This window comes from Brooklawnia sp., assembly GCF_032229645.1.
In the GTDB taxonomy this organism is placed as follows: Bacteria; Actinomycetota; Actinomycetes; order Propionibacteriales; family Propionibacteriaceae; genus Brooklawnia.
This window is the reverse complement of the sequence record NZ_JAVTWX010000030.1, coordinates 1-1425: the sequence shown is the minus strand read 5'-3', so window position 1 is coordinate 1425 and position 1425 is coordinate 1. Positions and strand designations below refer to the sequence as shown.

General features: G+C 65.1%; 1 protein-coding gene and 1 tRNA gene. One reads left to right on the top strand and one right to left on the bottom strand.

Features of this window, described 5'->3' with window-relative positions:
- Positions 1 to 974: universal stress protein (locus AAFP05_RS01905; protein WP_341728161.1), on the bottom strand; the 974-nt coding region annotated here is incomplete at its 3' end.
- Positions 975 to 1337: 363 nt separating this feature from the next.
- On the opposite strand from AAFP05_RS01905, the gene AAFP05_RS01900 reads away from it, so the two are divergent.
- Positions 1338 to 1425 (top strand) — tRNA-Ser (locus AAFP05_RS01900).

The window sequence follows — 1425 nt, the reverse complement described above, 5'->3', positions numbered from 1 at the left end:
GCCCGACCGGGATCGAAGCGGTCGTCGGGATCAAGCAGGGAGCGTCCCCGCTGATCCTTCCAACCGCCCACCGCACGGGTGATGACGACCGGGCAGTAGGACTCGCGCAGCACATGTCGGCTGGTCGAGCCGAGCAGCAACCTGGCGAAACCGCCTCGTCCGCGCGACCCGATCACGACAAGACCGGCGCTACGAGAGGCCTCGATGAGCGCGGCTTCCGGACGACCGCGCACCGCGCGGACCTCGACTTCGACGTCCGGGAACTCCGCGACCTTGTCAGCGATCAGTTCGGTCGCCGCATCCACCATCAGCTTGTTCATCTCTTCGATGCTGTATTCCCACTGCTCAGCATTGAACGCATCGTACGGACCGTAGTCCCAAGCAGTGATCGCAATGAGCGGAACCGCGCGCAACGAGGCAGCTTGGAAGGCGCGAGCGATCGCCAGGTGGCCCTGGGGAGAGTCGTCGAGGCCGACCACAACCGGAGCGCCGTCGTGGTCTTCGGCCTGATCCGGCACGACCGCTACCGCACCTTGCGCCTGGGCGACGACGTAATCGGAGGTGCCACCAAGCATCTTCACCAAGGCGGGAGCTCCGGCGCCGCGGGCACCCACGATGACCTGGTCAGCGTCTTTGCCCGCTTCGGCGAGCAGGTCGGCAGGATGCCCCTCAACCACCGCGGTTTCCACCGGTAGCGTCGGATACTCGGCGCGGACCCGCTCGGCAACATCCGCGACGATACGCTCGGCCTTGTCGCGAACCATTTCAGCGTATGAGCGACCCTCGCTCTGGGCGACGGCCGCGGCCTCGCGTGATGGAATCGGCGACTCTGGAATCGCGTGGATGATCAGCAACGGAACGGGTGTGGTGCGCTCCGAGGCATGCTTGGCCGCCCACATCACAGCTTTCTCGGCCCGCAGCGAACCGTCGGTACCCACGACCCAGCGGCCCTCGGATACGAACTTGTCAGACATCATTGCCCTCCTCATCAGTGCTTCCTCGCACACCAGGGACGGCACCCCTGATGAGGACAATTCTATGCGGAGGCGCTTGGGCCCAGGAGGAATGCGAGCGGATCGGTGTGATCGGCACGCGGGGCCGCGTGAACCGGTTGCCATGTTCGCGCCATGCTGCGGCGTGCGACCCCAGAATCCGCATGACCGGCGGCACCACGCGCTTGGTTGCTCCCCAGATGCCCGATTCATCGGCGGTTGGCCCGTTCAGCACGAACTGGGGTGCACTCAAGCGCGTTCAGCATGCCTGCACCCCTTCAACAAGTGGCGGCCGGCCAATCGTCGGTTGGCATCTGCTTGGTGGATGCGACTAAGATGCCCCACGGAGGATTCGCCTAGAGGCCTATGGCGCTCGCTTGGAAAGCGGGTTGGGTTCACGCCCTCACGAGTTCGAATCTCGTATCCTCCGCCA